This window comes from Mesorhizobium sp. M2A.F.Ca.ET.043.02.1.1, from assembly GCF_003952405.1.
Lineage (GTDB): Bacteria > Pseudomonadota > Alphaproteobacteria > Rhizobiales > Rhizobiaceae > Mesorhizobium.
Map to the genome: position 1 here is coordinate 3,390,215 of NZ_CP034445.1, position 24,404 is coordinate 3,414,618.

A 24,404-nucleotide genomic window follows, 5' to 3' on the forward strand; every position below is an offset into this window, starting at 1 on the left:
CTGTTGACTGAAAAAGCCTACAGCGTTGTCGCTAACCCGGCGATCACCTGCCCCCTCCGTTCACGCAATCGTGGCCGCCGCCGCCCGTCCGGCGCTGCGCCCCGAAAAGATGCAGCCGCCGAGGAAGGTGCCCTCCAGCGCCGCATAGCCATGCAGGCCGCCGCCGCCGAAGCCGGCTACCTCGCCGACCGCGTAGAGCCCCGGAACCGGCTGTCCGGCGGCATCGAGCACGCGGCTGTCGAGATCGGTCTCAAGCCCGCCCAGCGTCTTGCGGGTGAGGATGTTGAGGCGCACCGCTATCAGCGGGCCGTTCGCCGGATCGAGCATCTTGTGCGGCCTGGCCGTGCGGATCAGCCTGTCGCCGAGATAGGTGCGCGCGCCGCGCAGCGCCGTGATCTGCGCATCCTTGGAGAACGGGTTGTCGAGCTGCCTGTCGCGGGCGCGGATCTCGCGCTCGACCTGGGCGACGTCCAGCAGCGGCTCGCCGCCGGCCAGCGCGTTCATGCGCGCCACCAGCTTTGAAAGGTCGGCCTCGACGATGAAGTCTTCGCCTTTTTCCATGAAGGCTTTCACCGGGCCGGGAATGCCCGATGTCGCGCGGCCCAGCACTTGCCGCCAGCTCTTCCCGGTGAGGTCCGGATTCTGCTCGGAGCCCGACAGAGCGAACTCCTTCTGGATGATTTTCCTGGTCAGGATGAACCAGGAATAGTCGAAGCCGGTGCCCATGATATGGCTAAGCGTGGCGAGCGTATCGAAGCCCGGATAGAGCGGCACCGGCAGCCTCTTGCCGCGCGCGTCGAGCCAGATCGAGGAGGGACCGGGCAGGACGCGGATCGCATGCTCGGTCCAGATCGGCGCCCAGTTCTTGATGCCCTCGACATAGTGCCACATGCGGTCGCGGTTGATGATCCTGCCGCCCGCGGCCTCGGTGATCGCAAGCATGCGCCCGTCGACATGGTCGGGCACCCCGGTAATCATGCGCTTGGGCGGCGCGCCCAGGCGCTCGGGCCAATTCCTGCGCACCAGCTCGTGATTGCCGCCGATGCCGCCGGAAGCGACGATCACTGCTTGCGCGCTGAGCTCGAACGCGCCGGACACGGCGCGCGAGCTCTTATGCCCGCGCTCGACGCTGCTCGCCTCCAGCACGTCGCCGCGCACGCCGGTGACGGTATCGCGGGTGCGGATGATCTCGTTGACCCGATGACGGAACCTGAATTCGACCAGCCCGCGCTTCTGCGCCTCGCGCACGCGCAGCACGAAAGGTTCGAGCACGCCGGGTCCGGTGCCCCATGTGACATGGAAGCGCGGCACCGAATTGCCGTGGCCGACGGCATTGCCGCCGCCGCGCTCGGCCCAGCCGACGACGGGGAAGAATTTCAAGCCGCGCTCGATCAGCCAGGAGCGCTTCTCGCCGGCGGCGAAGCCGACATAGGCGTCGGCCCATTTGCGCGGCCAGAAATCCTCCGGCCGGTCGAAGGCGGCCGTGCCCATCCAGTCCTCGAGCGCGAGGTCGTGCGAATCGCGGATGCGCATGCGCCGCTGCTCCGGCGAATCGACCAGGAACAGCCCGCCGAAAGACCAGAAGGCCTGGCCGCCCAGCGACTGCTCCGGCTCCTGGTCGACGATGATGATTTTCTTGCCTGCCTCCGCCAGCTCGGCCGCGGCCACGAGGCCGGCCAGCCCCGCGCCGACAATGATCACGTCCGCGTCAGCCATTTTTCCTCCCAGAATGAGCCGGCAAACTTATTCGGAGCCTACGCAATTCCAGGAAAAGTGTGACGCGGAATTGCGTAAAAGCAAAAATCGTCAGACCGGCTCCCAGCCGTCCTTTTCGCCGGCGCGGAAGATGGCGTCGATGACCTTCTGGTTGAGCACCGATTCCTCCAGCGTGAAGACGCGGTCCTTGCCGCCCTGGGCGGCGCGCACGAAGGCTTCGCATTCCAGCCGGTATTGCTGCGTGCCGGGAAAGCGGAACACCTGCGCCTCGGTATGGTTCTGGTTGTGCAGCTCGATGCGGTGGTGCTCGTAGAGCCCGGCATTGAACGGGCCGAAGACCTCGATGAAGCCTTTCTCGCCGTGGAACACCATCACCTGGCGCGCCGCCATCTGCGTCGAGAGATAGAAGGACAATTCGAAGTCGCCGAAATCGGCGCGGATCGAGGAATAGATGTCGGTGCCGAAGGTCTTGTCGCGCTCGATCGTCGCCTGCACGCGGATCGGCTCCTTGCCGGTCGAGAAGCGCGTCGACACTGTCGGATAGACACCGATGTCAGGCAGCGCGCCGCCGCCCAGATCGAGCTTGTTGCGCATGTTGTTGGGGTCGACATTGTAGTAGGAGAACGCGCCTTGCACGTGCCGCAGCCGGCCGATGGCGCCGCCAGCGATCAGGTCGCGCACCTTGATCCATTGCGGGTGGTAGACGACCATGAAGGCTTCGCAGACCAGCACCTTCTTTTCGTCGCGCAGCTTGATCAGCGGCGGAATGTCCCTGGCGTCGAGCGCCAGCGGTTTTTCCACCAGCACATGCTTTCCGGCCTCGATCGCCTTCGCCGTCCATTCGACATGCTGCGAGGTCGGCAGCGGGATGTAGACGCCGTCGACCTCCTTCGAGGCAAGCAGCTCCTCATAGGAGCCGAAAGCATGACGGGCGCCAAAACGCTCGCCCAGCGCCTTCGCCTTCGACAGGTCGCGGCTGGCGATCGCCGACAGCACGCCGTTCTCCGAATCCACGATTGCCGGCAAAAGCTGCTCGCGGCCGATCTTCGCCGTCGACAGAACACCCCATCGGAACATCACGCTTCTCCATGTCGGTTACATCATGGAGGTGTGCCCCAATTCTGGAGAAAAGCCAATCGCAGACGCGGGTCACAAAACGCGTTCGTCATCCTCGGGCTTGACCCGAGGATCCATTCCGTGACCTATGACGTAAAGTGCAGCGGTGCAGAATTCTGTAACTGCTGCAACGCCTTAGCGTCACGGCATGGATCCTAGGGTCTGCGCGCGTCGCTTCGCTCCTTGCTCGCCCTAGGATCACGAACTCGAGGAAGCGGAGCTTGGAACTACCCCCTCTTCCCCGTCAGCGTCATGTCGAAATTGACGACATTGGAATAGAGCGGCGTGCCGACATCCATGCCGTAGCGCGACCGCAGCACCTTGCCGGTGACGTGGAATTTGATGGTCCCGCCCTTCAATCCGCCGAGCTCGGCGGTGAATTTCTCCGGAAACGTCTTGCCGCGCGCTGTCAGCCGCCCGGTCACGACCGCCGTCGTGTCGCCGGTGCGCGTCACGCTGGTCGAGCGGAACTGGATCTCCGGGTTGTTGGCCGCGTCGAACACCGCGTCGGAGCGCAGGAAGGCATCGATGCGGGCTTGACCGGTGCCGACGCTTTCGGGATAGATGGTGAGGTCGACCTTGGAGCGGCCGACATCGCCATTGTCGATGCGGATCGTGCCCTTGAAGCGGCCGAAAGCGCCGTCGAAGCCGCCGCCGCCGGCCTTGCCGATGGTGAAACGGATCGAGGAGCCCGACGGGCTGATCGTGTAGCTGCCGGCGGCGTCGCTGAGCGCCACCGCGGCAATGGCAGGCACGGCAAGGCAAGCGGCAAAGGCCGCCAATCCGAGGATACGCGCGTTCATGGGTTTTTTCCTTCCGCAGATACGCTTTTCTGCGTTCTTGCCCCACCAACGAATGGTGGCGCGTTTCTATTCCCTGCCTGACGAAGGTGTGATCATGCGCGTCAGCACATTGTCGCGCAGCAGGAAATGGTGGCGCAGCGCCGCCGCGATGTGCAGCGCCACCAGCCCGATACCGGCATAGGCGAGATACCAATGCGCGGACGTCCAAAAGCTCTCCGAAGCGTCGGATTCGGCGAGCGGCAGATTGGGCATCACGAAGAGATCGAACGGCATGGTCGGGATTTCCAGCGTCGACACCGACACCAGCGCCCAGCCGGAAAGCGGCAGCGCGATCTGGAAGGCATAGAGCGCGAAATGCGCCAGCGGCGCGGTCCTGCGCTCCATCGTTCCGACCGAAGCCGGCAGCGCTGGCGCCGCATTGCCGAGTCGCCAGGCGATGCGCAGGATGATCAGGCCGAGCAGCAGGAAGCCGAAGGATTTGTGCAGCTGGATCAGCTCGAAGGACGCGCGCTGGCTTGTCGTGCGCACCATGACGACGCCGAGCGCGAACTGGCCGATGAAGATGACGCCGATCAGCCAGTGCAGGACGATCATCGCCCAGCCGTAGCGGGTAGGGGTGTTGGTGAGGGATTCCATGGCCGAAGAACGCCGCTGAGATCAGCTTTCTTCCGAAGTATTCTATGTCTTGCCCCCCAGACAATTCCAGACGCTGGCGCCGCCCCTCATTGCCCTGCCGGGCATTTCTCCCCGTGAACGGGGAGAAAGAGGCTGGCCGCGACGCCGGCGTTCTTTCCTGCGGCGTTGGCGATTGGCGAAACCGCCGGCCACTGCGCCCTTCTCCCCGTTCAACGGGGAGAAGATGCCGGCAGGCAGATGAGGGGCGGCGCCAGCGTTTGACAGGACTTGCGATCAACGCTGAATTGATAGCCTGCTGTCGGCGCTTTCAACGACCGCTTACCCGCTCACCTTGAAGAAATCGACAAACGCCCGCAGCGCAGGGCGCATCTGCCGGCGGCTGGGATAATAGACGAAGAAACCCTCGAAAGACGGGCACCAGTCCTCCAGCACGCGGATCAGCCTGCCGTCGGCGAGCGGCGCCCGCACATAGGGTTCGAACACGAAGGCGAGACCGGCGCCGTCGACCGCCGCCTGGGCGATCAGCTCGTCCTCGTCGAGGATCAGCGGCCCTTGCACCGCGATCTCGATCTCCTCGCCGTCCCTCTCGAATTCCCAGCGGTAGAGGATGCCGCTGGAGAAACGGAAGCGGATGCAGCGATGGTCGGCCAGCTCGCGTGGATGGCGCGGTTTCGGCATGGAGGTGAAATAGGATGGCGAGCCGACCACCGCGCCCCGGATGTCGGGCCCGATGCGTACCGCGATCATGTCGCGCTGCAGGCTTTCGCCGAGGCGCACGCCGGCGTCGAAGCCGCCTTCGACCACATCGGTGAAGCGATCCTCGATGACGATCTCCAGCACGATATCGGGATAGGCCGCGGCAAAGGCGCCGAGCCTGGGCGTGAGCGTCAGGTGGGCGGCCGTGCGTGGCACGGTGAGCCGCAGATTGCCGGCCGGCCGGTCGCGCGCCTCGACCGCTGTTTCCAACGCAAGATCGATCTCGGACAGCGCCGGGCGGAGCCGTTCGAGCAGCTGCGCGCCCTCTTCGGTCGGCGCGACGCTGCGCGTGCTGCGCGCCAGAAGCCGCACGCCGAGCCGCGCTTCCAGGCTCGACACGGCGTGGCTCACGGCCGAGGGCGCGATGCCGAGCTCGCGCGCGGCGCCCCGAAAGCTGGCGCATTGGGCGACTGTGGCAAGCACGGCGAGCTGCGAAAGGTTCGTCCGGTTCATTGTTCTATTCTATAGAGCAAGCCGTACAAAAGAGAACCAATTATCGAACAAGGTTCCAGGCGCTATCTCATGCCCATCGCAACAAGGAGATGCGTCATGCAAACCCGCAAACTCGGAACTGAACTCGAAGTCTTTCCCGTCGGCCTCGGCTGCATGGGCATGAGCTTCGCCTATGGCGGCCAGCCGGAGGCCGAGGCCATCGCCACGCTGCGCCGCGCCGTCGAAATCGGCGTGACCTTCTTCGATACGGCCGAAGTCTATGGTCCGTTCGAGAACGAAATCCTCCTCGGCAAGGCGCTGAAGCCGGTGCGCGACAAAGTGACCATCGCCACCAAGTTCGGCTTCAAGATCCTCGACCAAGGCACCGGCCTCGACCGCATGGCAGGCGTCGACAGCCGCCCCCTGCACGTCAAGGCGGTGGCGGAAGCTTCGCTGAAGCGGCTCGATACCGATGTCATCGACCTCTATTACCAGCACCGCGTCGATCCCAACGTGCCGATCGAGGACACGGTCGGCGCCATGGCCGAGTTGGTGCGCGAGGGCAAGGTGAGGGCGCTGGGCCTGTCGGAGGTGAGCGGCGCGACGCTGCGCCGGGCGCATGCCGTGCACCCGATCGCCGCGGTGCAGAGCGAATATTCGCTGTGGAGCCGCGATCCCGAGGACGAGGTCTTCGCCGTCTGCCGCGAGCTCTGCATCGGCTTTGTCCCCTACAGCCCGCTCGGCCGCGGCCTGCTTACCGGCACGATCGCCAAGCCCGACGCGCTCGGCGCCGGCGACTGGCGCCTCACTCTGCCGCGCTTCCAGGCCGAGGCGATGGCAGCCAACAACGCCGTCATTGCAGTGCTGGAGAAGATGGCGACGGAAAAGGGCGTGACACCGGCGCAGCTGGCGCTCGCCTGGGTGCTGCACCAGGGCGATTTCATCGTGCCGATCCCCGGTGCAAGAAAGATACGCCACTTGGAGCAGAATACGGCGGCGGCCGGGATTGAGTTGAGCGCTGCGGAAGTGGCGGCGATCGGCGATGCGCTGTCGCCGGACAAGGTGGTCGGCAAGCGCTATACGGAGGAACTGCTGGCGCTGGTGAATAGGTGAGAGTTGAAAGTCGGCGCGAGGCCCCCCTCTCTGGCCTGCCGGCCATCTCCCCCTCAAGGGGGGAGATCAGATGTCGCGCCGGCTTTCGCCAATTTTCACCGATGAGGAGGAAGCGCCGTCGGCAGAGCTGCCAATCTCCCCCCTTGAGGGGGAGATGCCCGGCAGGGCAGAGAGGGGGGCCTCGCGCCGACGTCTCTTATCTGTGCGCCCCTACCACGGCACCACTTCAATCTCCGGCCAGCACTCCCTGGCCCTTCTCCCCTTCGCCTCATGGGTCCGCTGATTGTCCAGCGCCCGGTTCGGCGTGATGCGAAACGAAAAGATATCATCCAGCCCGAACGGCGCCACCAGCTCCAGCGCCCCGTCAGCACCGTATCGCACCCCAACCGCATGCGTCTTCGACGCAAAATAGCTCACCGACTCGCTCGAACTCGCATACCGCGGACATTCCTGCCCAAACTTCACCGGATACCACAGATGCACCCTCGCCTGGTTGCGCACCTCGACCGGCAGCGGCAGCCCCTCGAAATGCGTCGCCGCCCGGCGGATCACTGCATCCTCGGCCTCGTAAGAGAGATCGGCATCATCGAAATAGAACAGATCGACGTCCTTGATGCCGTAGCCCGGCGGCTTCCCGGCCAGATGGTTCCAGACGCTGTTGTAGAGCGCGCCGGAAACCACCAGCCAATCCGGCAGCGCAAGCGCCCGCGCCCGCGACAGCGTCTCGGCCAACAGCGGGTCGGCCGCGACGATGGCGAGGAAAGCCGCGCGTTGCGTTTCGAAGGGAAGGCCGGAATAGCGGAGGTGGTCCATCGCCCTTTGGAAGGCGATTCGCCACCTGCCGGCAATGCCTTATGCTCTCAACACGCCGCCCGTCTGCCTGTTGACGTTCTCGACGATGCGCTTGGCCAGCGCCTCGAAATCCTCGTCGGTCAGCGTCTTTTCGACCGGCTGGATCGACACCTCGATGGCGATCGACGTCTTGGACGCGCCGAGAGACGCGCCCTCGAAGACGTCGAACACCGAAACGCCGGTGACCAGCTTCTTGTCGGCAGCCAAGGCTGCTCGCACCAGCGTTCCGGCCTCGACCGTCCTGTCGACGACGAAGGCGAAATCGCGCTTCACCGCCTGGAAGGGCGACAGCTCCAGCTTCGGCTTGGTGCGCGTCGGCTTGGCCTTCGGCTCCGGCACGGCGTCGACGAAGACTTCGAAGCCGCAGATCGGGCCGGACGCGTCGAGCCCGTCCAGCGTCTTCGGATGGAATTCGCCGAAAGTGCCGAGCACCGTCTTGGGGCCGAGCTTGATCGTGCCGGAACGTCCCGGGTGATACCAGGCCGGGCCGCCGGGCTCGATCTGCAGCCGGTCGACCGGCGCGCCGCAGGCTTCCAGCGCCGCGATCGCGTCCGCCTTGGCGTCGAACACGCCGACCGGACCGGCATTGCCGGCCCAGCTGCGGCCCGAACCGTCGAGTTTGGCCGTGCCGCGCCTCACGCCGGCTGCCACTCGCCGCTGCTGTTCGGGCGCGTCACCTTCATAGGTGCCGGAGACCTCGAACAGCGCCACGTCGCCGATGCCGCGGTCGGCATTGCGCTGCGCCGCGGCGATCAGTCCGGGCAGCAGCGAAGGCCGCATGTCGGACATGTCGGCGGCGATCGGGTTGGCGAGCTTCAGCGCCGTCTGGCCGCCGCCGAACAGCTCGGCGTGCTTGGCCGGGATGAACGACCATGTGACGGCCTCCATCATGCCTCGCACGGCGAGCGCCCGCTTGGCGGCGCGGGTGCGCACCTGCAGCGTGGTCAGGATCTTGCCGTTGACGGCGTCGTGCGAGGTCAGCGGCTGGGCCAAGATGTTGTCGACGCCATGGATGCGCATCACCTCTTCGACCAGGTCGGCCTTGCCGTCGATATCCGGCCGCCATGAGGGCACCCTCACCTTGAAGACGTCGTCCGAGCCCTGCGGCTCGAAGCCGAGACGGGTCAGGATTCCGAGGGTTTCTTCCCTCGGCACCTCGATGCCGGTCAGCCGCTTCACTTCCGACAGCGGGAAGGACACGACCATCGGCTTGTGTCCGGCATAGCCGGCAACCTCCATCTCGCTCGGCGTGCCGCCGCAGAAATCGAGCACCAGCTTGGTAGCCAGCTCGACACCCGGCACCATGAATTCGGGATCGACGCCACGCTCGAAGCGGTAGCGGGCATCGGTGATGATGCCGAGCGCGCGGCCGGTGCGGGCCGTGGTGATCGGATCCCAGAGCGCGGATTCGATCAGCACATCAGTGGTGTTCTCGTCGCAGCCCGAATGCTCGCCGCCCATGATGCCGGCGATCGATTCCACGCCATTGTCGTCCGCGATCACGCACATTTCGGGCGTCAGCGTGTATTCGCGTCCGTCCAGCGCCAGCACCTTCTCGCCGTCCCTGGCGCGGCGCACCACGAGGTTGCCGGCGACTTTCTTGGCGTCGAACACATGCAGCGGCCGGCCGCGGTCGAAGGTGACGTAGTTGGTGATGTCGACCAGCGCGCTGATCGGCCGGAGCCCGATGGCGATCAGCCGCTGCTGCAGCCATTTCGGCGACGGGCCGTTCTTGACGCCCTTGACCAGCCTCAGCGCGAAGCCGGGGCAAAGCTCGGGCGCCTCGATCGTGACCTTGACCGGTGTCGCGCCCTTGCCCGGAATCGCTTCCACGGGCGCTGTCTTCAGCCGCCCGAGCCCGCTCGCCGCGAGGTCGCGCGCGATGCCGTAGACGCTGGTCGCGTCCGGGCGGTTCGGCGTCAGGTTGATCTCGATCACCGGATCGTCGAGATGCGCGTAGGCCGCGAAGCTGGTGCCGACCGGCGCATCCTCAGGCAAATCGATGATGCCGCTGTGCTCGTCCGACAGTTCCAGCTCGCGTTCCGAGCACATCATGCCATGGCTTTCGACGCCGCGGATCTTGCCGACCGAGAGCGTCACGTCGATGCCCGGGATGTAGGTGCCGGGCGCGGCGAAGGCGCCGATCATCCCCGCGCGGGCATTGGGCGCCCCGCACACCACCTGCACGGGCGGCTTGCCGTCGCCGGTGTCGACGGTCAGCACCCGCAGCCGGTCGGCATCGGGGTGCTGCACCGCCGTCAGCACCTTGGCGATGACGAAGGGTTTCAAGCCTGCCTTGTCGTCGACATGTTCGACTTCGAGGCCGATCGCGGTCAGCCGCTCGACGATCTCGGCAAGCGAGGCGTCGGTCTCGAGATGGTCCTTGAGCCAGGAGAGCGTGAATTTCATGGTTCTGTTCCGTTCGGTCCTTGCCCTTCTGGTCGGGGCACGCTGGTCTTCAGATGTCTCGGCAGGTCGTCCGGCATGTGCAGGAAGGGCAGTTGCTCGCGCACATAGGCATGCAGCGTCGGCTTGAAATAGGCCGGCATGTCCATGACGCCGAGCATGAAATAGATCTTGTTGTCGAGCCGCTTATCGACATAGGCGATCGGCGAGCCGCAAATGCCGCAGAAGGAGCGCTCCACCGGGCCGTTGCGATAGCTTTTCAGCGACTTGCCTTCGAGCGCGACCTGGTCGGCCATGAAGCCGACAAAGGCCGACACCGGCGCGCCGGTGGCGCGCCGGCAGTCGCCGCAATGGCAATAGCTGATGTGGTGCGGCTCGGCCGAGGCCTCGAACCGCACCGCGCCGCACCGGCAGCCCCCGGTGTGGGGAGCAGTCATGTCGACAATCCCCCAAACAGCGTCGGCAGGTCGAGCGGCCGGAAGCCGTAATGCGTGAGCCACCGCACATCGGCATCGAAGAAGGCGCGCAAATCCGGCATGCCGTATTTCAGCATGGCGATGCGGTCGATACCCATGCCCCAGGCAAAGCCCTGATATTCGTCGGGATCGAGCCCGCCGTAACGCAGCACGTTGGGATGCACCATGCCGCAGCCCAGGATCTCCATCCAGTCGGAGCCTTCGCCGAAGCGCACTTCGCCCGGACGCGAGCGGTCGCACTGGATGTCGACCTCGAGGCTGGGTTCGGTGAACGGGAAGAAGGACGGGCGGAAGCGCATCTTGACGCTAGGCACCTCGAAGAAGGCCTTGCAGAACTCCTCCAGCACCCACTTCATGTTGGCGATGTTGGCGGTTTTATCGATCACCAGCCCTTCGACCTGGTGAAACATCGGCGAATGCGTGGCGTCGGAATCCTGTCGGTAGGTCTTGCCGGGGATGACGATGCGGATCGGCGGCTTCTGCCGCTCCATAGTGCGGATCTGCACGGGCGAGGTGTGCGTGCGCAACAGCTTGCGCTCGCCCTTCTCGTCCGGCTGGAAGAAGAAGGTGTCGTGCATCTCGCGCGCCGGATGTCCCTCGGGGAAGTTCAGCGCGGTGAAATTGTAGTGGTCGGTCTCGATATCCGGGCCTTCGGCGATCGAGAAGCCGAGATCGCCGAAGATCGCCGCGATCTCGTCGATCACCTGGCTGATCGGATGGATGCGGCCGCGCTCGGCGGGCGACTGGCGCACAGGCAGCGTGACATCGACCTTCTCGGCCTCGAGCCGGGCGGCGATCGCCACGTCCTTCAACTCGGCCTTGCGCTGGATGAGCGCCTCGGTGACGCGGTTCTTGAGGCCGTTGATCGCTGGGCCCTTCACCTGCCGTTCCTCGGCGCTCATCGCGCCCAGCGTCTTCAGCATTTCGGAGACCGAGCCCTTCTTGCCCAGCGCCGAGACGCGCACCGCCTCGATCGCGGCCTCGTCCGAGGCCGCCGCGATCTCGGCGAGCAACGAAGCTTCCAGGGCTTCAAGATTTCCAGCAGTGGCATTCACGGCGAAATTCTTTCTATTCGGTGGCTGCTTTAGCGCGTTACGATTGTGACTACGCGGGTGCCATTTTGGTTACATCAGGTGCAAAAAAGAACCCGCGCCAGCCGTGCCAGCGCGGGTTCCCCAAATCAGTACTAGAAATGCTTGGGAAGCGCTGGCTTAGGCGACAGCGCTCTCAAAAGCATTCGGCGTGGTGTTCTTCAGATATTCGAGCGCGACCTTGGCCTTGGCGACCAGCGCGGCGAAAGCCTGCGGCTCGTGGATGGCCATGTCCGACAGGACCTTGCGGTCGATCTCGATGCCGGCCTTGTTGAGACCGTCGATGAAACGGCCATAGGTCAGGCCATGCTCGTGGGTCGCCGCGTTGATGCGCTGGATCCACAGCGCGCGGAACGAGCGCTTGCGGTTCTTGCGGTCGCGGTAGGCATACTGCAGCGACTTCTCCACCGCCTGCTTGGCGATGCGGATGGTGTTCTTGCGGCGGCCGTAGAAACCCTTGGCGGCTTTCAGGACCTTCTTGTGCTTGGCGTGGGCGGTGACGCCTCTCTTGACGCGTGCCATGTCATGATCTCCTTAAAACGTAACCAGGCCGAATGCTCAGAGGCCGTTCGGCAGAAAATTCTTGATGACCTTCTTGCCGTCCGGTTCAGCCAGAACCATCGTGCCGCGGGCATCGCGAATGAACTTGTTGGAACGCTTGATCATGCCGTGGCGCTTGCCGGCGGCAGCCGATAGCACCTTGCCGGTGGCAGTAATCTTGAACCGCTTCTTGGCGGCCGATTTGGTCTTCATCTTGGGCATTTTGCTACTCCGTATTGGTGGCGCACCATCGCGCTTCTTGTCCGCTTCGGGCCGACCAAAGCCCGAAAAGCAAATGAAACCGCCACGGCATGCCCTGCCGGGCGGTTTTCTAGAACCGCGGTCCTATAGATCAAAGACGGCCTGTGTGCAACACCTCAAGCCGTGTGACGCGGTGTTCTCGATGTGCGTCGGGGGGAACGGTTGAGATTCAGGTCAGGCCGAGTCGAAAACGGTGGCTTCCGAGAACCGGAGCGGAGCGTACTTAAAGTACGTGAGCACCGGAAGCGCAGGAAGCCGCCGTTTGCAGGCCGGCCTCACCTGAGGATCACCGTTCCTACGGCAGCGTGAACCACACCGGCAACACCCCCGACTGCTGCATGCCGTCGATCAGCTCGAAGGCCGGCAGCGCCACCAGGAACACCAGCCCGTCGAGCAGCGTGTTCAACAGCAGGCGCGGCTTGAAGCTGCCGGTGTCGCCCTCCTGGTAGAGCGTCAGGTTCGGGAAGAAACGCGGCACCTTGGCAAGATAGGCCGCGTAAGGGGCGCCGAGCACTTCCTTCAGATACCGCTCCTCGCGCAGGATGACGATGTGGAACGCGCCGGCGCACAGCAGCGCAAAGAGAATGATGCCTGAAAACGAGCCGATTTGCGCGCCGACGCCGGCGGCCGCCACCGTCGAGAACAGATAGAGCGGATTGCGGGTGATCGAATAGGGCCCGCCGGTGACCACTTCGGAGGATTTGCGCCCCCCGATATAAAGCGTCGACCACAATCGCCCGACTATGCCGAGAAAAATCAAGAGCACGCCGAACATCTCGATCGTTTCGTGCACCGGCGTGTCCGGCGGAAAAGTCGACTGTCCGAACAGAAGCGCGGCAAACAGCACCACGATCAGAACGGCCAGCACAACGCGGCGCATATACTGATAGCCGCCGAGACCTGGCGTTTGCCTGGCAGGCTTGGACTTCACTTCATCGGCCATGAGGAAAACCCGATCGTCTGCTCGCGATCGCGAAGCGATCGTCGAGATTTGCACGCAACCGAAGAACTCGGTCGTCGATTTGCTCGCGATCGGACAGAAAACAGGCGTCCCGCCGATCGTCGGGACGCCCCTGCACCATGATTTTGGCGGGATTTAGCGCGGCGCCAGAACCATCATCATCTGGCGGCCTTCGAGCTTCGGCTCCGCCTCGACCTTGGCGATCGTCGCCACTTCCTCGCGCACCTTGTTCAGAAGCTGCATGCCAAGCTCCATATGCGCCATCTCGCGGCCGCGGAAGCGCAGCGTCAGCTTGACCTTGTCGCCTTCCTCGAAGAAGCGCCGCACGGCCTTCATCTTGGTTTCGTAGTCATGGCTGTCGATGTTCGGGCGCATCTTGATCTCCTTGATCTCGATGACCTTCTGGTTCTTGCGCGCCTCGGCCGCCTTCTTCTGGTTGGCGTATTTCAGCTTGCCGAGATCGAGGATCTTGACGACGGGCGGTACAGCATTGGGCGATATCTCGACGAGATCGAGCCCGGCCTCTTCGGCCAGCAGCAATGCGTCGTTGATGGAAACATCGCCGCGGTTCTGGCCTTCGGCGTCGATAAGCTGGACCCGGGGAACCCGGATGTCTCGGTTGGAGCGCGGCCCGTCCTTGGTGGGTGCCGCTGCTTTGAAAGGTCTGCGAATGGTCGTGGTCTCCTCGGCCGTTTCGTTCAGGGTTTCTGTAGAGTCAAAACAGGTGGACGCGCCTATGTGGTGAGCGCGGGGCGTGAGTCAATAGCATAGCCCTGCCGGAAAATCACCTGCCGCCTGCAATTGTCTGCACCAAGCAAAGAAATGCCGCGAGCACTTTTCGTTGAACCACCGCCTGTGTCAAAAGACCGGCGGAAAGGACCAAGCCCATGGCCGCCGGCGCTCCGGTTTTCATCGACGTGGACGGATCGAGCATCGCCGTCAGGCAGGCGCCCGGCGCGGCGCCCGGCGTGGTGTGGCTCGGCGGCTACAAGTCCGACATGCTGGGCACGAAGGCGGAGACGCTTGCCGCCTGGGCCGCTCGCGAGGGCCGCGCCTATCTGCGCCACGACTATTCCGGCCACGGCGAGTCGGGCGGCGAATTCGCCGACGGCACGATCTCCAGATGGCTGGCCGAGAGCCTCGCCGTCTTCCGGCGTTTCAGCAAAGGCAAGCAGATACTGGTCGGCTCCTCGATGGGGGCGTGGATCGCGCTGCGCATGGTGCAGGAATTGCGCCGGGCGGGCGACGACCGGGTGGCTGGTCTCGTGCTGCTTGCCCCGGCGCCTGACTTCACTTTCGAGTTGATCGAACCGGTGCTGACCAAGGCACAGAGGCGCGATCTTTCTAAAAAGGGATTTTTTGCCGAGCCGTCCGACTATTCGGACGAGCCTTATATCTACACCCGGGCGCTGATCGAGGACGGCCGCGCCAACCGGGTCATGACCGGACCGATCGACACGCACTGTCCGGTGCACATATTGCAGGGCCTGGCCGATCCGGACGTGCCGTCCAGCCATGCGCTGAAGCTCGCATCGATGCTTCCCGCCGACGACGTGACGCTGTCGCTGATCCCCGACGGCGACCATCGCCTGTCCCGTCCCGAGGATCTCGATATGCTGCAGCGCGCCGTCGCCGACATGGTCAGGCGGGCCGCGTGACCGTGCGCATCTCCATCCCGATATCCGCCTTCGTCGCCGCGATCGTCGGCTTTGGCGGCACGCTGGCCCTCGTCATCGCCGCCGCCAAGGCGGTCGGCGCCACACAGATCGAGACCGCCAGCGGCGTGACGGCGATCTGCCTTGCCATGGTCGTGGAATGCCTGTGGCTGTCCTGGCGCACGAAAATGCCTGTCATCACCGCCTGGTCGACGCCGGGTCTCGCCCTGATCGCGGCCTCCAGCGGTTTCACGATGCCGCAGGCCGTGGGCGCCTTCATGGTCACCGGCGTCCTTCTGGTCGCCACCGGCCTGTTCAAGCCGCTGACCCGGCTGATCGCGCAGATTCCGGCCTCTGTGGCGTCCGGCATGCTGGCCGGCATCCTGGTCAGTTTCGCCGTCAATGCGGTGAAAACCATTCCCGCTGATCCCTGGCTGATCCTGCCGCTGATCGCCGCCTTCTTCGTCATTCGCCTGTTCAATCCGGCTTTATCGGTGCTGGTGGTGCTGGTCGGCGGCGGCCTTGCCGCTTTCCTCACCGGCCGCGTCGGCAGCCTGCCTGTGCCGGAACTGTCGACATTGACGTTCATTGCGCCGCAATTCACCGCATCGGCGACCATCGGCCTTGCCCTGCCGCTCTACCTGGTCACCATGGCCTCGCAGAACCTCTCCGGCCTCGCGGTGCTGCGCGCAGCGGGCTATCATCCGGAGCCCGGTCCGCTGATCGGCGTCACCGGCCTGTTCTCGCTGCTCTCGGCGCCGTTCGGCGCCGCGACCACCAATCTCGCGGCGATCTCGGCCGCCATCTGCACCGGCCCCGACGTCCATCCAGACCCGGCCGAGCGGTGGAAGACCGGGCCGTTCTACGCGCTCGCCTATCTCATCTTCGCCATCTTCGGCGCCTCGCTGGTGGCGATCTTCGCCGTCCTGCCGCAAAGCCTGATCGTGCTGGTCGCGGGGCTAGCCTTGACGGCGCCCCTGGCCAACGCGCTGTCGATAGCCCTTCATGACGCTGGCGACCGCATGCCGGCCACCGTCACCTTCGCCGTGACGGCTTCGGGGCTCACGCTCTTCGGCGTCGGCGCGGCGTTCTGGGGGCTTGTCGCCGGCATGGCAGTGCTTTTCCTGGAAAAACTCAAAAAGCGATAATCATTTCAGAAGCTTCGCCGGTTTTGGCCGGATTTGTCTTGAATAGCCCATTTCGCCTTCCCATTTCGATTCCACGCAGCCGGTTTGGCTGTCTCCAACGGAAGGATTGGGAGAAATGAATACGACTGCATTGATCCGTCCGGCCTGGACGCCGGCCACCATCGCGCTGATGGTCATCGGCTTCATGGTGTTCTGGCCGCTCGGCTTCGCCATGCTCGCCTACATCATCTGGGGCGACCGGCTGGAAGGCTTCAAGCGCGACGTCAACCGCGCGACCGACGGCATCTTCGCCGGCTGCCGCCGCGGCTCCGACAAGGCGGCCCGCTGGGGTCACGGTTCGGCCCGCACCGGCAACGTCGCCTTCGACGACTGGCGCGAGAAGGAGCTGGAGCGCCTGGCCGAGGAGCGCCGCAAGCTTGACGAGATGCTGACCGAGTTCGACGACTACGCCCGCGAACTGCGCCGCGCCAAGGACCAGGAAGAGTTTGACCGCTTCATGGCCAACCGTAACAAGCATACCGCGCCGACCACCACCGGCTCGGACGACAAGCCCGCTGCCAAGCGCGGCAAGGGCACGAACCTGCTCGACGACTGAGATCCTGCGACAGGTCTCGGCTTGATATGCGGCGTCGCGTCTAGCGGCGCCGTTTCGTTTTTGTTCTCTTTGTAGCTTCCCTCCACTGGCCGTTTTTTTCGAATCGCGTATCGTCCAGCCATGACCCTCGGCTTCTTTCGCAATCTGACCAAGCCAAAGCCCACCCCTGTGGTGGAGCGCGAACATTGCGTCGCCGGCCGAACGCTGCCGCTGAAGATCGTCGAAAGCGCCAGGGCCAGGCGGCTCACATTGCGCATCGATTCCGGCGGCCAGGGCCTCCGCGTCACCGTGCCGCCCGGCCTGCGCCGGGGCGAGGTGGAGAAATTCCTCGACCGCCACCAGGACTGGCTGGAGCAGCGCCTGGCCAAGGTGCCGACCCGCCCGCAAGTGCGCCCCGGCATAAAGATCCCGATCCGCGGCGTGCCGCACCGCATCGTGCATGAGCCTTCGAAGCGCGGCACCGTCACCGTCTCGCGCGACGACCGCGGCCCGCTTCTGGTCGTCCATGGCGAGCGCATCCATCTGCCGCGCCGTGTCGCCGACTATCTCAAGCGCGAGGCCAAGAAGGAGATCGAAAGGCTGGTGGTCAAGCACACCGAGTCGATCGGCAAGCGCGCCAAGGCCATAAGGTACAAGGATACCTCCAGCCGCTGGGGATCATGCACCTCGGAGGGCAATCTCTCCTTCTCCTGGCGCATCATGATGGCGCCGCCGGCGGTAATAAATTACCTGGTGGCGCACGAGGTGGCGCATCTCAAGGAGATGAACCACGGCCCGAAATTCTGGAAGCTGTGCGAGAAGCTCTGCCCGGATACCGACCGCTGCAAGGACTGGCTGAAGCGGAATGGTGGGGCGTTGCAGGCGATTGTGTTCGAGTAGCTACAGCGGATGCAGCGGTGCGAAGAACGCCGCCACTGCTAGCGCAAACGCTGGAGATTAGCTGAGCCATCTCCGCCGCTGCACCTTTCGGCTGATGTAACGGCATGGATCCTAGGGTCCGCGCGCCGCTTCGCGTCGCTCCGCCCTAGGATGACGACCGCGTGGTTGCCTCACGCACCCCTCAATCGTCATTCGCCGCATTCAACTCGTCCGGCCGCAATCCTTCCTCGATATGCGGCCAAGGCAGAAAATCCCGGTCGAAGGCGTCGCTGCCGAAATAGTCCAGCGCCCGGTGCGCCTCGGCGCCGTTGAAGGCGGCCTTGTCGATCAGATGCGCGATCACCTCGCGCGCTTGCGCGACCTTCTGCTTCAGTTCGGCGACGGTCCGGTCGGCCATGATTATCCTGCTCGCCTGTGGTTCCTATATGAAGGTAGCGTTTTCCGCCGTGGTGGCAACAGCATGCTTTTTCTCGACTCTCGCGGCTTTTCGTGCCAAGCCCGGCCCATGACGCTCGACATCAAGATCTGCGGATTGAAGACCGACGCCGCGATGGCCGCCGCCCTTGCCGGCGGCGCCAGCCATGTCGGCTTTATCTTCTTCCCCAAAAGCCCGCGCTATGTCGAGCCCGCCGAGGCCGGGCGCCTGCGCGAAGCGGTGCGCGGCAAGGCCTTGGCGGTTGCCGTCACGGTCGACGCCGATGATGCTTTCCTGGACGAGATCGTCGCCAAGATGCAGCCGGATATGCTGCAACTTCACGGTTCGGAAACGCCTGAGCGCGTGGCCGAGATCAAGGCGCGTTACGGCCTGCCGGTCATGAAGGTTTTTTCCGTCAGCGAGACAGCCGACCTCGAGCGTATAAAGCCGTTCGTCGGGATTGCCGATCGTTTCATGTTCGACGCCAAGCCGCCCAAGGGATCGCAGCTGCCGGGCGGCAATGGCGTCGCCTTCGACTGGCGCATCCTTGCCGGCCTTGACGCCGGGCTCGATTACATGCTTTCCGGTGGGCTCAACGCCGCCAATATCGGCGATGCCCTGAGACTGGCCAACCCTCCCGGAATAGACGTCTCGTCCGGTGTGGAAAGCGCTCCGGGCGTCAAGGATCCGGCGCTGATCGAGCAGTTTTTCCGGGCCGTCAGGGCCGCGCGCGACGACCGCGCCGCCTGAGCACAACTAAAATCAGGAGATCGGCGATGAACAAGCCGGCTATGCCCAATTCCTTCCGCACCGGACCCGACGAGCAGGGCATGTTCGGCATTTTCGGCGGCCGCTTCGTCGCCGAGACGCTGATGCCGCTGATCCTCGATCTCGAAGAGCAGTGGAACCACGCCAAGAACGATCCGGAGTTCAAGGCCGAACTGCAGAACCTGTCGACCCACTATGCCGGACGGCCCTCAAAACTCTATTTCGCCGAAGGCCTGACGAAGCATCTCGGCGGCGCCAAGGTCTATTTCAAGCGCGAGGATTTGAACCATACCGGCTCGCACAAGATCAACAACTGCCTCGGCCAGATCCTGCTCGCCAAGCGCATGGGCAAGAAGCGCATCATCGCCGAGACCGGCGCCGGCCAGCATGGCGTCGCCTCGGCAACCGTCGCGGCGCGCTTCGGCTACCCTTGCGTCGTCTACATGGGCGCCACCGACGTCGCCCGCCAGAGCCCCAACGTCTTCCGCATGAAGCTGCTCGGCGCCGAGGTGCGGCCGGTCACCGCCGGCCACGGCACGCTGAAGGACGCCATGAACGAAGCCCTGCGCGACTGGGTCACCAATGTCGAGGACACCTATTACCTGATCGGCACCGCCGCCGGCCCGCATCCCTATCCGGAGATGGTGCGTGACTTCCAGTCGGTGATCGGCTCGGAGGCGCGCGCGCAGATGCTGGAGCAGGAAGGGAGGTTGCCGGACGTCATCATCGCCGCCGTCGGCGGCGGCTCCAACGCCATCGGCCTGTTCCACCCTTTCCTTGACGACAAGGAAGTGCGCATCATCGGCATCGAGGCGGGAGGGCGCGGCGTCGACGGCGTCGAGCATTGCGCGTCGATGAATGCCGGCAAGCCCGGTGTGCTGCACGGCAACCGCACCTATCTGCTGCAGAACGCGGACGGCCAGATCCTCGACGGCCACTCGATCTCGGCCGGTCTCGATTATCCCGGCGTCGGCCCCGAGCACTCCTGGCTGCGCGATTCCGGCCGTGTCCAATATGAGCCGATCCTCGACGACGAGGCGCTGGAGGCCTTCCAGATCACCACCCGGGTCGAAGGCATCATCCCGGCGCTGGAATCGGCGCATGCCATCGCCCATGCGATGAAGATCGTGCCGAAGATGGACAAGAACCAGCTGGTCATCGTCAATCTGTCGGGCCGCGGGGACAAGGACGTGCACACGGTGGCCAACATGCTGGGCATGGAGATCTGACAATGACCACCCGCATCGACCGCCGCATGGCGAAGCTCAAATCCGAGGGCCGTCCGGCTCTGGTCACCTACGTCATGGGCGGCGACCCCGATTACGAGACCTCACTGTCGATCATGAAGGCGCTGCCTGCCTCAGGCTCCGACGTCATCGAGCTCGGCATGCCCTTCTCCGATCCGATGGCCGACGGTCCGGCCATCCAGGCGGCGGGTCTTCGGGCGCTGAAGGGCGGCCAGACGCTGGCCAGGACGCTGAAGATGGCGTCGGATTTCCGCGCCGGCGACGACGAGACGCCAATCGTGCTGATGGGCTATTACAATCCGATCTACATCTACGGCGTCGATCGCTTCCTCGTCGACGCCAAGGCCAGCGGCATCGACGGCCTGATCGTCGTCGACCTGCCGCCGGAAATGGATGAAGAGCTCTGCATTCCGGCATTGAAAGCCGGCGTCAACTTCATCCGCCTGGCGACGCCGACCACCGACGACAAGCGCCTGCCCAAGGTGCTCGAAAACACCTCCGGCTTCGTCTATTACGTCTCGATGACCGGCATCACCGGCTCGGCGCTTGCCGACACCGCCAAGGTCTCGGCGGCGGTCACCCGCATCAAGGGCCACACTGCGCTGCCGGTCTGCGTCGGCTTCGGCGTCAAGACCGCCGAGCAGGCGCGCGTCATCGGCGCCTCGGCCGACGGCGTCGTGGTCGGCACGGCGATCGTCAATGCGATCGCCAATGTGCTGGGACCGAAGGGCGAGAAGACAGCCGATCCGGCCGAAGCCGTCGCCACGCTGGTCAGCGGCCTCGCCCAGGGCGTCCGTTCGGCCCGCCTTGTTGCCGCCGAATAGCCTGACTATTCCTCTACAAGCAGTTCCGGACGGAAAATCGCCACAGACTTTTCCTGGAATTGCGGGAAGTCCTTTCCAGGACGGGAGCCGAAGCCATGAACTGGATCACCAATTACGTCCGCCCGAAGATCAATTCGATGCTCGGCCGGCGCACCGACATGCCGGAAAACCTCTGGATCAAGGATCCCGAGACCGGCGAGATGATCTTCCACAAGGACCTCGAGTCCAACCAGTTCGTCATCCCGGCCTCGGGGCACCACATGAAGATTTCGGCCAAGGAGCGGCTGAAATACTTCTTCGACGACGGCAAATACGAGGTGCTGGAAAATCCCAAGGTCGTCCAGGACCCGCTGAAGTTCCGCGACGAGAAGCGCTACACCGATCGCCTCAAGGAGGCGAAGGCCAAGACCAGCCTCGAGGATGCGATCCTCAACGGCGCCGGCACCATCGATGGGCTGCCGGTCATCGTCACAGTGCAGGATTTCGCCTTCATGGGCGGCTCGCTCGGCATGGCCGCCGGTGAAGCCATCGTGCATGCCTTCGAGGTCGCGCTGCAGCGCAGGCGGCCGCTGATCCTGTTCGCCGCCTCCGGCGGCGCCCGCATGCAGGAGGGCATCCTGTCGCTGATGCAGCTGCCGCGCACCACGGTCGGCGTCGACCGGCTGAAGGAAGCCGGCCTGCCCTACATCGTCGTGCTGACCAACCCCACCACCGGCGGCGTCACCGCCTCCTACGCCATGCTGGGCGACGTCCATATCGCCGAGCCCGGCGCGCTGATCGGCTTTGCCGGTCCGCGCGTCATCGAGCAGACCATTCGCGAAAAGCTGCCCGACGGTTTCCAGCGCGCCGAATATCTGATGGAGCACGGCATGGTCGACATGGTCGTCTCGCGGCTGGAGATGCGCCAGACCATTTCCCGGCTCCTGAAGATGCTGCTCAAGATGCCGCAAGCCGACAAGCCGCTGGAGCCGGAAATCCTGCCGCCGGCGATCGCCAACGCGGAGACACGGCCCCAGGCCTGATGACGCCATATCGGTCTGCGCGACATCATTCGCCGCGAACCGCGATTTGCGCCGTGCGTTGTCTGCTGTAGCCTCTTATTTGCATATGACCGTTCCGAGACCGATTCCCGGTCTCCGGGTCAGGCGTTAGGATTCCGCCATGACAACGCTCTCCGCCGAACGCGAAATCGAACATCTGATGACGCTGCATCCGAAAGGTTTCGACCTTTCGCTGGACCGCGTCACCCGGCTTCTCGAACGCCTCGGCAATCCGCAGGACCGGCTGCCGCCGGTCATCCACATCGCCGGCACCAATGGCAAGGGTTCCTGCGCCGCCTTCTCGCGCGCGCTGCTGGAGGCGGCCGGTCATCTCGTTCACGTCCACACCTCGCCGCATCTGGTGAATTGGCACGAACGCTACCGGCTGGCGGCCGAAGGCGGCGGCAAGCTCGTCGAGGACGATGTATTCGCCGAGGCCATCGCGCGCGTCGCCGAGGCCAATCAGGGCCAGAAGATCACCGTCTTCGAGATACTCACGGCCGTCACCTTCGTCCTGTTCTCGGAGCATCCGGCGGAGGCGGCCATCATCGAGGTCGGGCTTGGCGGCCGCTTCGACGCCACCAACGTCATCAAGCGGCCCGCGGTTTCGGTGATCATGCCGATCTCGATGGACCACGAAGCCTATCTCGGCGACCGCGTCGAGCTGATCGCCGCCGAGAAGGCCGGCATCATGAAACGTGGTTGCCCCGTCGTGATCGGCGCCCAGGAAAGCGACACCGCGCTTCAGGTGCTGATCGAGACGGCCGAGCGGCTGGATTGCCCGACCGTGGTCTATGGCCAGGATTTCCTCGCCTTCGAGGAAAACGGCCGCATGGTCTATCAGGACGAGGACGGGCTGATGGACCTGCCGCTGCCGCGCCTGCCCGGGCGGCACCAGTACGCGAATGCCGCCGCCGCGATCGCCGCTGTAAAGGCGGCCGGCTTCGAGATCGGCCATCGCGCCGCCGAGCGGGCGATGACCCATGTCGCCTGGCCTGCACGCATGCAGAAGCTGACGCAGGGCAAATTGGTGGATCTGGCTCCGAAGGGCGCGGATATCTGGCTGGACGGCGGCCACAATCCCGGCGCCGGCATCGTCATCGCCGAGGCGCTGGCCGAGCAGGAGGAGAAGAATCCGAGACCGCTGGTGCTGATTTCCGGCATGATCAACACCAAGGACCAGACCGGCTATTTCAGCGCCTTCAAGGGGCTTGCCCGCCATGTCTACACCGTGCCGGTAAGCAACAGCGATGCCGGCGTTCCCAACGACGAGCTGGCATTGCGGGCGGAAGAGGCCGGCCTGTCGGCCGAGCCGGTCAGCTCCGTCGCCAGCGCCCTCATGCTCTTGCGCGACTCCTGGGACGGCCCGGCGCCGCGCATTCTCATCGGCGGCTCGCTCTATTTCGCCGGCGCCGTGCTGGCCGAAAACGGCACGCCTCCGACCTGAGGCCGGGTCAAGATAGCGCTGCGGATTCGGCGGGGGCCGAAAGGAACCGGCCATGATCAAAGTCAGGCAGCTCGCCCATGTCTGCATCTTCGCGCACGACCTGGAGGCGACACGCTCCTTCTATCGCGACGTGCTTGGCATGGACACAAGGTTCAATTTCCTGCGCGACGGCAGGATTTTCGGCTTCTATCTCAACTGCCGCGGCCGCAGCCATGTCGAGGTGTTTGAGAAGACCGAGGCCAGCGACGGCGACCGTAACCAGATCAACCATTTCTGCCTGGAAGTGGAAGATATCGAGGCTGCGATCGCCCATATCCGCTCGAAATGCGTCGAGGTGACGCCGAAGAAGCTCGCCTGCGACGACACTTTTCAGGCCTGGATCACCGATCCCAACGGCGTGAGGATCGAGCTGTTCGAATACACCGCAAAAAGCGCGCAGTTCACCGGCGGCGATCGCGTCGTCGACTGGTGACCCAAGCCTACTTCAGCTCGATCTCTATAAAAGCGTATTCGCCGTCATTGGCGTTGATGACGTCGTGCTCAACGCCCTCGCGGCGGAAATAGGGCGCTCCCTTCTTCATTTCGGCGAAGGATTCGCCGTCCTTGGTCACCAGCCTCACCTTGCCGTCCATCAGCGGCACGACGACATAGTCGTGGCCATGGCGGTGCCAGCCGGTGTTGGCGCCGGGCGCGAAGCGGTACTCGGTGACGATCACCCGCTCATTGTCGACATGGACTGTGGCCTTGGCTGTTCCGGTCATGGCGTTCTCCTTTTCCTGTAGAAGAGGAGATGGCGGGCGCGAACGTCAGGGCCAGGGCGCCATGAGCGATGGCGCCAAAGAAAAGCCCGGCGCGATGGCCGGGCTTGATCTTGAACCTTTCGGATTGACTCAGGCGATGGCGCCGTTGATCCAGTGCGACAGCGCCGTCTTCGGCGCGGCGCCCACTTTCATGTCGGCCACTTCGCCGCCCTTGAAGATCATCAGCGTCGGGATCGAGCGCACGCCAAACTGCGCGGCAAGCTCCGGATTCTCATCGATGTTGAGCTTGGCAATCTTCACCTTGGAGCCGAGCTCCTTGGCGATCTCTTCCAGCGACGGGCCGATCATCTTGCACGGGCCGCACCACTCGGCCCAGAAATCCACCACGACCGGCTCCTTGGCGTTGAGCACATCGGCCTGGAAATTGCCATTGTCGACCTTGACGGTGGCCATGCTGAAATCCTTT

At 64.4% G+C, this 24,404-nt stretch carries 27 protein-coding genes; 11 read left to right on the plus strand and 16 right to left on the minus strand.

All coding sequences use genetic code 11. The annotated features are described in order from the left end of the window. Nucleotides 1–60 precede the first annotated feature (60 nt). The 5 genes from EJ068_RS16155 to EJ068_RS16180 form a co-directional block, all read right to left on the minus strand. Nucleotides 61–1,716: an FAD-binding dehydrogenase gene (locus tag EJ068_RS16155; RefSeq protein WP_127250023.1), complete on the minus strand. Its 1,656-nt coding sequence runs from the start codon at nt 1,714–1,716 to the stop codon at nt 61–63. A gap of 90 nt (nt 1,717–1,806) precedes the next feature. Then, on the minus strand, nt 1,807–2,793 hold the full coding sequence (locus tag EJ068_RS16160) for a Gfo/Idh/MocA family oxidoreductase (RefSeq protein ID WP_127250024.1): 987 nt from the start codon (nt 2,791–2,793) through the stop codon (nt 1,807–1,809). 266 nt (nt 2,794–3,059) lie between these two features. Next, nucleotides 3,060–3,635 carry a YceI family protein gene (locus EJ068_RS16165; RefSeq protein ID WP_127250025.1) on the minus strand — a complete coding sequence of 192 codons (576 nt, stop codon included), beginning with the start codon at nt 3,633–3,635 and terminating at the stop codon, nt 3,060–3,062. Between the two features lie 66 nt (nt 3,636–3,701). Continuing rightward, nucleotides 3,702–4,271 carry a cytochrome b gene (locus EJ068_RS16170; protein ID WP_127250026.1) on the minus strand — a complete coding sequence of 190 codons (570 nt, stop codon included), beginning with the start codon at nt 4,269–4,271 and terminating at the stop codon, nt 3,702–3,704. A 318-nt stretch (nt 4,272–4,589) separates the two neighbouring features. Beyond that, nucleotides 4,590–5,480 (minus strand): LysR family transcriptional regulator, encoded by an 891-nt coding sequence (locus EJ068_RS16180; protein WP_127251468.1) that lies wholly within the window; start codon nt 5,478–5,480, stop codon nt 4,590–4,592. 96 nt (nt 5,481–5,576) lie between these two features. Between EJ068_RS16180 and EJ068_RS16185 the strand changes: the two genes are divergently transcribed. Then, nucleotides 5,577–6,572: an aldo/keto reductase gene (locus EJ068_RS16185; RefSeq protein ID WP_127251469.1), complete on the plus strand. Its 996-nt coding sequence runs from the start codon at nt 5,577–5,579 to the stop codon at nt 6,570–6,572. 210 nt (nt 6,573–6,782) lie between these two features. Here the strand turns inward: EJ068_RS16185 and EJ068_RS16195 are convergent, their stop codons facing one another. The 8 genes from EJ068_RS16195 to infC all read right to left on the minus strand — a co-directional run bounded on the left by EJ068_RS16195 (nt 6,783) and on the right by infC (nt 13,831). After that, on the minus strand, nt 6,783–7,385 hold the full coding sequence (locus EJ068_RS16195) for a nucleotidyltransferase family protein (protein ID WP_127251470.1): 603 nt from the start codon (nt 7,383–7,385) through the stop codon (nt 6,783–6,785). A gap of 39 nt (nt 7,386–7,424) precedes the next feature. After that, nucleotides 7,425–9,833: a phenylalanine--tRNA ligase subunit beta gene (pheT, locus tag EJ068_RS16200; RefSeq protein WP_127251471.1), complete on the minus strand. Its 2,409-nt coding sequence runs from the start codon at nt 9,831–9,833 to the stop codon at nt 7,425–7,427. Next, a complete protein-coding gene (locus tag EJ068_RS16205; protein WP_126080128.1) occupies nt 9,830–10,267 on the minus strand; it encodes a GFA family protein in 438 nt (145 codons plus the stop codon). The genes pheT and EJ068_RS16205 overlap by 4 nt, the downstream gene beginning before the upstream one ends. Beyond that, nucleotides 10,264–11,361 (minus strand): phenylalanine--tRNA ligase subunit alpha, encoded by a 1,098-nt coding sequence (pheS, locus tag EJ068_RS16210; RefSeq protein WP_127251472.1) that lies wholly within the window; start codon nt 11,359–11,361, stop codon nt 10,264–10,266. The genes EJ068_RS16205 and pheS overlap by 4 nt, the downstream gene beginning before the upstream one ends. Before the next feature lie 156 nt (nt 11,362–11,517). After that, complete coding sequence (gene rplT / locus EJ068_RS16215; RefSeq protein ID WP_042637600.1) at nt 11,518–11,919, minus strand: 50S ribosomal protein L20; 402 nt, start codon at nt 11,917–11,919, stop codon at nt 11,518–11,520. A gap of 36 nt (nt 11,920–11,955) precedes the next feature. Then, a complete protein-coding gene (gene rpmI / locus EJ068_RS16220) occupies nt 11,956–12,159 on the minus strand; it encodes a 50S ribosomal protein L35 (RefSeq protein ID WP_027166935.1) in 204 nt (67 codons plus the stop codon). Nucleotides 12,160–12,493: 334 nt separating this feature from the next. Continuing rightward, the gene (locus EJ068_RS16225) at nt 12,494–13,141 is read right to left on the minus strand and encodes an isoprenylcysteine carboxylmethyltransferase family protein (protein ID WP_127251473.1); all 648 of its coding nucleotides are present in this window, start codon (nt 13,139–13,141) and stop codon (nt 12,494–12,496) included. Between the two features lie 153 nt (nt 13,142–13,294). Next, entirely contained in the window at nt 13,295–13,831 is a 537-nt protein-coding gene (gene infC / locus EJ068_RS16230) for a translation initiation factor IF-3 (RefSeq protein WP_010912915.1), read from the minus strand. 215 nt (nt 13,832–14,046) lie between these two features. On the opposite strand from infC, the gene EJ068_RS16235 reads away from it, so the two are divergent. The 4 genes from EJ068_RS16235 (at nt 14,047) to EJ068_RS16250 (ending at nt 17,436) form a co-directional block, all read left to right on the plus strand. Next, nucleotides 14,047–14,817, plus strand: coding sequence for an alpha/beta hydrolase (locus EJ068_RS16235; protein WP_127251474.1), 771 nt, complete (start codon nt 14,047–14,049; stop codon nt 14,815–14,817). Between the two features lie 2 nt (nt 14,818–14,819). After that, the gene (locus tag EJ068_RS16240; RefSeq protein ID WP_127251483.1) at nt 14,820–15,962 is read left to right on the plus strand and encodes a benzoate/H(+) symporter BenE family transporter; all 1,143 of its coding nucleotides are present in this window, start codon (nt 14,820–14,822) and stop codon (nt 15,960–15,962) included. Nucleotides 15,963–16,077: 115 nt separating this feature from the next. After that, nucleotides 16,078–16,557 (plus strand): DUF2852 domain-containing protein, encoded by a 480-nt coding sequence (locus tag EJ068_RS16245; RefSeq protein WP_126080124.1) that lies wholly within the window; start codon nt 16,078–16,080, stop codon nt 16,555–16,557. A gap of 120 nt (nt 16,558–16,677) precedes the next feature. Continuing rightward, a complete protein-coding gene (locus tag EJ068_RS16250) occupies nt 16,678–17,436 on the plus strand; it encodes a M48 family metallopeptidase (RefSeq protein ID WP_127251475.1) in 759 nt (252 codons plus the stop codon). Nucleotides 17,437–17,617: 181 nt separating this feature from the next. Here the strand turns inward: EJ068_RS16250 and EJ068_RS16255 are convergent, their stop codons facing one another. After that, the gene (locus EJ068_RS16255; RefSeq protein WP_127251476.1) at nt 17,618–17,833 is read right to left on the minus strand and encodes a hypothetical protein; all 216 of its coding nucleotides are present in this window, start codon (nt 17,831–17,833) and stop codon (nt 17,618–17,620) included. A gap of 108 nt (nt 17,834–17,941) precedes the next feature. On the opposite strand from EJ068_RS16255, the gene EJ068_RS16260 reads away from it, so the two are divergent. From EJ068_RS16260 to EJ068_RS16285, 6 genes are all read left to right on the plus strand, one after another. After that, nucleotides 17,942–18,601 (plus strand): phosphoribosylanthranilate isomerase, encoded by a 660-nt coding sequence (locus EJ068_RS16260; protein WP_127251477.1) that lies wholly within the window; start codon nt 17,942–17,944, stop codon nt 18,599–18,601. A 26-nt stretch (nt 18,602–18,627) separates the two neighbouring features. Continuing rightward, on the plus strand, nt 18,628–19,848 hold the full coding sequence (gene trpB / locus EJ068_RS16265) for a tryptophan synthase subunit beta (RefSeq protein WP_127251478.1): 1,221 nt from the start codon (nt 18,628–18,630) through the stop codon (nt 19,846–19,848). 2 nt (nt 19,849–19,850) lie between these two features. Further along, nucleotides 19,851–20,690, plus strand: a complete 840-nt coding sequence (gene trpA, locus EJ068_RS16270; protein ID WP_127386057.1) for a tryptophan synthase subunit alpha — start codon at nt 19,851–19,853, stop codon at nt 20,688–20,690. A gap of 95 nt (nt 20,691–20,785) precedes the next feature. Next, the gene (accD, locus tag EJ068_RS16275) at nt 20,786–21,712 is read left to right on the plus strand and encodes an acetyl-CoA carboxylase, carboxyltransferase subunit beta (protein WP_127251479.1); all 927 of its coding nucleotides are present in this window, start codon (nt 20,786–20,788) and stop codon (nt 21,710–21,712) included. A gap of 139 nt (nt 21,713–21,851) precedes the next feature. Then, the gene (locus tag EJ068_RS16280; RefSeq protein ID WP_127251480.1) at nt 21,852–23,177 is read left to right on the plus strand and encodes a folylpolyglutamate synthase/dihydrofolate synthase family protein; all 1,326 of its coding nucleotides are present in this window, start codon (nt 21,852–21,854) and stop codon (nt 23,175–23,177) included. A 52-nt stretch (nt 23,178–23,229) separates the two neighbouring features. Beyond that, nucleotides 23,230–23,649, plus strand: a complete 420-nt coding sequence (locus EJ068_RS16285) for a VOC family protein (protein ID WP_127251481.1) — start codon at nt 23,230–23,232, stop codon at nt 23,647–23,649. Nucleotides 23,650–23,656: 7 nt separating this feature from the next. Here EJ068_RS16285 and EJ068_RS16290 read toward each other — a convergent pair whose 3' ends face one another. Together EJ068_RS16290 and trxA are read right to left on the minus strand one after the other, a co-directional pair. Continuing rightward, nucleotides 23,657–23,938, minus strand: coding sequence for a cupin domain-containing protein (locus EJ068_RS16290; RefSeq protein WP_095819107.1), 282 nt, complete (start codon nt 23,936–23,938; stop codon nt 23,657–23,659). A 129-nt stretch (nt 23,939–24,067) separates the two neighbouring features. After that, nucleotides 24,068–24,391 (minus strand): thioredoxin, encoded by a 324-nt coding sequence (gene trxA / locus EJ068_RS16295; RefSeq protein ID WP_112129004.1) that lies wholly within the window; start codon nt 24,389–24,391, stop codon nt 24,068–24,070. Nucleotides 24,392–24,404 lie beyond the last annotated feature (13 nt).